The organism is Deltaproteobacteria bacterium, assembly GCA_026388545.1.
Taxonomy (GTDB): domain Bacteria; phylum Desulfobacterota; class Syntrophia; order Syntrophales; family UBA2185; genus JAPLJS01.
The window spans coordinates 25071-31991 of the sequence record JAPLJS010000007.1; the positions used below are offsets into that span (position 1 = coordinate 25071).

The 6921-nt window shown below is 48.5% G+C and carries 7 protein-coding genes; all 7 read left to right on the forward strand.

The annotated features are described in order from the left end of the window. Positions 1–7 precede the first annotated feature (7 nt). Positions 8–1102: a 3-dehydroquinate synthase gene (aroB, locus tag NTW12_00305; GenBank protein ID MCX5844796.1), complete on the forward strand. Its 1095-nt coding sequence runs from the start codon at positions 8–10 to the stop codon at positions 1100–1102. Further along, positions 1099–2181, forward strand: a complete 1083-nt coding sequence (gene pheA / locus NTW12_00310; GenBank protein ID MCX5844797.1) for a prephenate dehydratase — start codon at positions 1099–1101, stop codon at positions 2179–2181. Before aroB ends, pheA begins: the two co-directional genes overlap by 4 nt. Next, positions 2178–3716: a shikimate dehydrogenase gene (gene aroE, locus NTW12_00315; protein MCX5844798.1), complete on the forward strand. Its 1539-nt coding sequence runs from the start codon at positions 2178–2180 to the stop codon at positions 3714–3716. The genes pheA and aroE overlap by 4 nt, the downstream gene beginning before the upstream one ends. Further along, positions 3706–4974, forward strand: coding sequence for a 3-phosphoshikimate 1-carboxyvinyltransferase (aroA, locus tag NTW12_00320; protein MCX5844799.1), 1269 nt, complete (start codon positions 3706–3708; stop codon positions 4972–4974). Before aroE ends, aroA begins: the two co-directional genes overlap by 11 nt. A gap of 86 nt (positions 4975–5060) precedes the next feature. After that, on the forward strand, positions 5061–5621 hold the full coding sequence (locus tag NTW12_00325) for a shikimate kinase (GenBank protein ID MCX5844800.1): 561 nt from the start codon (positions 5061–5063) through the stop codon (positions 5619–5621). Further along, complete coding sequence (aroC, locus tag NTW12_00330; GenBank protein MCX5844801.1) at positions 5603–6673, forward strand: chorismate synthase; 1071 nt, start codon at positions 5603–5605, stop codon at positions 6671–6673. Before NTW12_00325 ends, aroC begins: the two co-directional genes overlap by 19 nt. Beyond that, positions 6670–6921 (forward strand): prephenate dehydrogenase/arogenate dehydrogenase family protein (locus NTW12_00335; protein MCX5844802.1); only part of this gene is annotated, 252 nt, incomplete at its 3' end. The genes aroC and NTW12_00335, both read left to right, overlap by 4 nt.

The following is a 6921-nucleotide window of genomic DNA, read 5'->3' on the forward strand; positions in this document are numbered from 1 at the left end:
TGCTTCAATGAAAAAGATAAGAGTAAATTTAGATAAAAGGTTATCTGCTTCCCATGAAATTTGTATAGGGTACGATATTCTGGATCGTATCGGGCTCATTATTGCGAAAAATCTGCCCGCCCTTCATTATGTCATCATTACCGATTCGAACGTTTCAGCCATCTACGGAGAGTCACTTCTGGAAAGGCTTAAGGGAATGGGGATGAAGGCCGATATGATCGAGTTCCCCGCGGGAGAGGGTTCAAAAAATATCAGCACAACCGTTTCCATTGTTGAGAGGCTGTTACAACTTGGGGCGGACAGAAAATCGGCGCTCCTTGCCCTGGGAGGTGGTGTTGTCGGTGATATGACGGGTTTTATCGCATCCACGTATATGAGATCTCTTCCGTACATCCAGATTCCCACTACTCTTATGGCCCAGGTTGACAGCAGCATCGGTGGAAAGACGGCCATCGACCTTCCGGAAGGGAAAAACCTTCTCGGGACCTTTTACCAGCCTAAAGGTGTGTTTATCGAAGTGAAATTCTTAGACACGCTGCCCGAAAAAGAATTTAATAACGGGTTGGCGGAGGTTATAAAGTGCGGTATTATTGATGATGCACAATTCTTTCATTTTCTGGAAGAACACGCAGAAGCTATCAAGCAACGGGATCGTCGTATCCTTCAGAAGATCATCGAGGATTCGTGCAGGATAAAAAAGGGGATTGTAGAGATTGACGAAAGGGAGCAGGGGCTTCGCCGTGTTCTTAACTTCGGTCATACTATCGGTCATGCCATTGAGGCGGAATCTCACTATACCATTTCCCATGGAGTTGCCGTTTCCCTGGGTATGGTTGCAGCAGTCAGGATTTCAGAGATATTGTATGATCTTCCCGGCGAGGATAGGAAAAGAATTGAACATCTGATAGAAATCCTGGGCCTTCCCCGTCATATCCCTCAAACGATTGCAACGGATAGAATCCTTTCAAGGTTGAGGACAGATAAGAAAAAAGAGGGTGACACGATTCATTTCGTCTTGCTTAAAAAGATAGGGATGCCTTTTGTCAATGGGGGCGTGCCAGAGTCGGTTCTGCGCGAAACGGTGGAGGGACTGAAAAAATGACATTAACATCGCTCGAACACCTTCGGGACGACCTGAAGAAGACAGACCGGGAGATTGTAAGGCTCCTCAATGAGAGGGCTGAACTATCCATAAAAATCGGAAAGATTAAATCTGAGGGAGGATTGGATGTTTATGACGCTTCCCAGGAAGCGAAAATTTTTGAACACCTGAAAGATATAAACGGAGGCGTGCTGCCGGAAAAATACCTGAAGACAATTTTCAGAGAGATTATTTCTGCATCACGCGCCCTGCAAAAACCGATCACAGTAGCCTTCCTTGGGCCAGAGGCGACTTTCAGCCATCTGGCGGCTCAAGCACATTTCGGTGCAAGCACCATCTTCAAACCCCAGACGACAATTTTCAATGTCTTTGACGAGGTAGAAAGAGGGAAGGTCCAATGGGGGGTTGTGCCCGTGGAAAATTCTCTTGAGGGTTCTATCAACTTGACTCTCGATCGATTACTGACGACGCTCCTGAAAATTCATGCGGAGATTTTTCTCAGGATCAGCCACTGTCTCCTGTCAACCATGGAGCGGCTGGATGGGATCACGCGGGTCTATTCTATTCCCCAGGTATTGGCACAGTGCCAGGGATGGCTACGCGCCAATCTCCCCCGATGCGCCCTTGTTGAGACGGAAAGCACGGCTGCGGCGGCCAGGATTGTTCAGAAGGAAAGCAATAGTGCTGCCATCGGGAGCCGGCTCGCGGCGACCACCTATGGTTTGAATATACTTTCTGAGGGCATAGAGGATAATCCATCGAACACAACACGGTTTCTGGTTATGGGAGAAGGTGAAAACAGGATGACGGGAAGTGACAAGACATCGATCCTTTTCGGGACACCGCATACGCCGGGCGCCCTGTATCATGCCCTGGAACCTTTTACCGAACGGCATATCAACCTGATGAAGATAGAATCTTATCCCGTCAAGGAAAGGTTATGGGAGTATCTCTTCTTCGTTGATTTTGCAGGACATATCGAAGATAAAGAAATCCAGAAATGTATGGAAGACTTGAAGAGAAAAACCACATTTTTAAAGATACTGGGTTCGTATCCCAGGGGAGAGGAAGCACGATGATCTGTATTCCCATCACCGCAAACACACAAGCAGGGGCTTTGCAGCAGATAGAAAGAAGTCTTCCGCGTGCTGATGTTTTAGAGTTGAGAATGGATTTAATACGTGATGGAGACTTGAGGAGATTGATAGAAAGGTGTAGATTATACCCAATTCCTGTTAAGATACTGGTCACAAACAGAAGCGGGGAATCTTCCCCGGTGGAGGAATTATCAGTCGAAAGAAAGAGGATTAGCCTGCTGAAAGAGGCGGTCGCACTTGGCGCAGATTATGTGGATATTGAAATGAATACGCCGGAACCTCTGCGAAAAGAGCTGCTATCAATGGTAGATGAGTATGGCAACTGCACAAGGGTGATTATCTCCCATCATGATTTCAGCGGAACGCCGTCCATCGTGTTATTAAAAAAAATCTTCCACGACTGTAAAAGGATCGGCGCCGGCGTCGTAAAAATCGTTACTTTCGCAAACAATCCGGAGGATAATCTCACAGTGTTGGGCCTGATACCTTACGCCCGGAACAAGAATCAGGAGATTATCGCCTTCTGTATGGGAGAGCAGGGGAGGGTGAGCAGGATCACGGCGCCCCTTCTGGGGTCTTATCTCAGCTTCGCCTCCCTGGACCGGTGGTCCGGCTCAGCTCCGGGTCAGCTTACCGTTGATGAGATGGAACAGGTCATGAATATTACCAGGGTCAGCGGTAAAGGAGAGAGTAAAGTATCCATTTCTTCCGACACGCAGATTTTTAGCCTTTTCGGAAATCCCGTGAAACAGAGCCTTTCACCGTTGATGCATGATGCAGCGCTGGCTAAGATGAAAATTGATGGAAAATATTTGCCGTTTCACATTCACGATCTGGCCTCTGCAGTAAGCGGTGTAAGAGGGATGGGTCTCCGGGGTGTCAGCATAACCATCCCTTTCAAGGTGGCGATCATGGCATATATGGATGAAGTGGATGACGATGCTTTACAGATAGGCGCTGTAAATACCGTTGTGAATTACAATGGCAGATTGAAGGGATTCAATACCGATTGGATCGGTCTGGTTCAATCTCTCAGGGAGGCTATGGATATTGAAGGGAAGGTTTTTGCCGTTTTAGGATCCGGCGGAACTGCAAGAGCGGCTGTTTTCGGTATTCAGAAAGAAGGCGGTATCCCCGTTGTTGTTAATAGAAACAAGGAAAGAGGCGAACACCTGGCTCAGGAGTGGGGGTGCTTTTTTTACCCTCTCAAGGAGATCAATGAGGTCAGGGCAGATTGCCTGATCAATACAACGCCTGTAGGTATGATGCCGGATATAAATGAATCACCCGTTAATGGCACAGTCCTCCTCAACTACCGATGGGTCATGGATGTGATCTATAATCCTCTTACGACGAAGCTGCTGAAGGATGCTGCGGAAGCAGGATGTATTTCCATCCCCGGTCTTGGTATGTTTGTTCATCAAGGGGCTGAACAGATCAAACTCTGGACGGGGCAAGAGCCTCCGAGAGAGTTGATGAAACAGGTTGTCATGGAGCGCCTTTTATATGGAAGTTAAGCCAATTCCTCATTTGGATGCAACTGTAGAGATCCCAGGCTCCAAGAGTTATACCCAGAGGGCTCTTGTTATTGCATTTCTGGCGCAAGGAAAATCGATCCTGCGTAATGTACTCATTTCGGAGGATACCCGGTATCTTGTGGCGGGACTGCGTTCCCTTGGCGCCGGGATTCTCATCTCTGATAAGGATATGATCATTTCAGGGACGAGGGGGAAAATCAGCAATCCCAGGCGGGAGATATTTCTCGGGAATAATGGTACAGCCCTACGATTCCTTACGACACTGGTTTCTCTTGGCAGGGGTAAGTTTACCCTTGACGGCAGCAGCCGCCTCCGCGAAAGACCTGTAAAGCCGCTTCTGGAGGTACTGAAAACACTCGGAGTTGCATCGAACAGCCGGGATGACAAGGGCTATCCCCCTGTCATAATCGATGCAAAGGGCATCCGGGGAGGCTCCGTCACATTTACGGACGTGGAAAGCAGTCAATATATTTCTTCTCTCATGATCAGCGCCCCTTACGCCGAGGAAGACATAGAGATAAGGATCGAAGGCAGGACTGTCTCCGAGCCCTACATAGATATGACTCTGAATGTTATGGAGTACTTCGGAGCGGAGATCAGCAGGGTTGATAGGAATTGCTTCAGCGTAAAAAGTGGTAAGCGGTATTCAGGTCAGAGATACCTTATAGAGGGAGATGCCTCCAGCGCTTCCTATTTTTTCCTGGCTGCCGCCTTGTGCCGTGGACGGGTAAGGGTCATGAGCATCAATCCCGACAGCCTGCAGGGTGACATCAAACTCTTAGGCATCATGGAAAGTTTAGGCTGTTCTGTAGTGCGTGGTGATGCGTGGGTTGAGGTTATCGGGGGACCGTTACGTGAAGGGGACGCGGTTTTCGATATGGGGAACATGCCCGATATGGTGCCGACGCTGGCTGTTTTATCGGCGTTCAGACCGGGGCGAACGGCTATCACAAACGTTTCTCATCTGAGGCTCAAAGAAAGTGACCGCATCGCCGCAATGGTAAATGAATTGAACAGAATAGGCGTGATTGCGGAAGAAAGGGATGACGGGCTTATCGTTATCGGGGGAAAACCGCATGGCGCCGATATTGAGACATATAACGATCACCGGATTGCCATGAGTTTTGCCATTGCTGGTCTTGCTGTACCGGGGATGAGGATCAAAGACAGGCAATGTGTTCGGAAATCCTTTCCCGGTTTCTGGGATGAACTGAAAAAGCTGCACGCGGATGGGTGATGGGGCATAAGACCTTTGAAAAACACTCGAATTGTCATTTCAACAGTTACTCTGTGTCATTTCGACCGGAGGGAGAAATTGTATAAGTGCACATCATATTGATTGGATACCGCGGAACAGGGAAATCGAGAGTTGGGAAAAGACTTGCTGAGAAGCTACAGATGCCGTTTTACGATACTGATGAGCTCATTGAGGCTGCTGCCGACAGATCGATCCAGGAAATGGTTGCAGAAAACGGCTGGGCATATTTCCGTGAAAGAGAGCGTGAGATAGTCCGGGAGTTGGTAATAATGCACAGAAGTGTAATAGCCACCGGCGGCGGAGCCGTTATGGATGAGGAAAATGCCGATATTTTTAAAAAGCATGGGGTATTGATCTGGCTTAATGCTGATGTAAAGACAATCGTTGAACGAATTCAGGGCGATATCAGCAGCAGGGAACGGAGGCCCTCTTTTTCACACGATGATATTTTTCAGGAAACTGAAGATGTCCTCAGAAAACGGATACCGGTCTACAGCGGGCTTGCGGATTTTTCGATAGATACTGTAGGGAAAAATATAAATGAAATTGTCAATGATATCTGCCAATTTCTGAGCAGAACCGGTAGATTTAGCAGCAAGGAGTCATCATGTCAGGAAGTTCCATAGGAGTCCTCTTTAAAGTAACCACATGGGGTGAATCACACGGTCCTGCCACTGGCGCAATCGTGGAAGGATGTCCTCCCGGCATCGATCTTATCGAAGAAGACGTTCAGAAAGTGTTGAACAAAAGGAAGCCGGGCACAATTGCATCAAGTTCGCCCCGTAAGGAAGAAGATGTTGTTAAAATACTCTCGGGGACATTTCAAGGGAAAACAACGGGCACTCCCATTTCACTGATTATTCAGAATACGAATATCGACAGTAGCGCCTATGAAGACATCAAGGATATTTTCAGGCCGGGCCACGGTGATTATACCTATTTCAAAAAATACGGGATTCGTGATTATCGGGGCGGCGGGCGTGCCTCAGGCCGTGAAACGGCAGCACGTGTAGCTGCCGGGGCGATTGCCGGGAAAATTATCTCCCGGCAAGGAATGGAGATCATTGCCTATACAAAGGCGCTGGGGGGTATTGTTATAAAGCTGGACCGTGATGGATCGAAAAAGATCTCCCGCGAAGATATTGCTGAGAACAACTTGATGTGCCCGGATAAGGACACTGCCCGGGAAATGGAGGCGAAACTGGAGGAAGCGAGGCGCAGCGGTGATTCCCTCGGCGGCATTGTCGAAATTATCGTTAGGGGATGCCCTCCAGGTTTGGGAGAACCTGTATTTGACAAGATGGATGCCGATCTTGCCAAGGCTCTCATGAGTATCGGGACAGTAAAGGGAGTGGAAATAGGGGCTGGTTTTAAGGTTGCGGAAATGACAGGTTCGCAGGCAAATGACCCCATCACACCGGATGGTTTTCTTTCCAATCATGCAGGTGGGATACTGGCTGGTATTACCACAGGTCAGGAGATCGTTATACGGGTAGCCTGCAAGCCGATTGCGTCCATTGCCAAGGTTCAGCAGACCATCAATGAGCAGGGGAAACCTGTGGAGATATCGATTAAAGGGAGGCATGACGTGTCGGTAATACCCCGGATCGTTCCTGTCTGTGAGGCCATGGTAAGTATTGTGCTGGCTGACCACTTGTTGAGACAAAAGGCATTATGAACAACATTCAGATAGGCATCATTGGCGGTACCCGCGGTATGGGGGGGTGGCTTGCCCGCTTCTTTGAGAAAGAAGGATATACTGTTCATATATCTGGGAGAAATCGGGGAATGGCTGTCGACGAAATTGCTGAGACATGTCAGGTGGTCGTAGTGAGCGTTCCCATCGGAGTAACCGCTTTGGTTATTGAGAAGGTCGGTCCACATATGCGCAAGGACGCCCTCCTCATGGATCTCACTTCTCTGAAG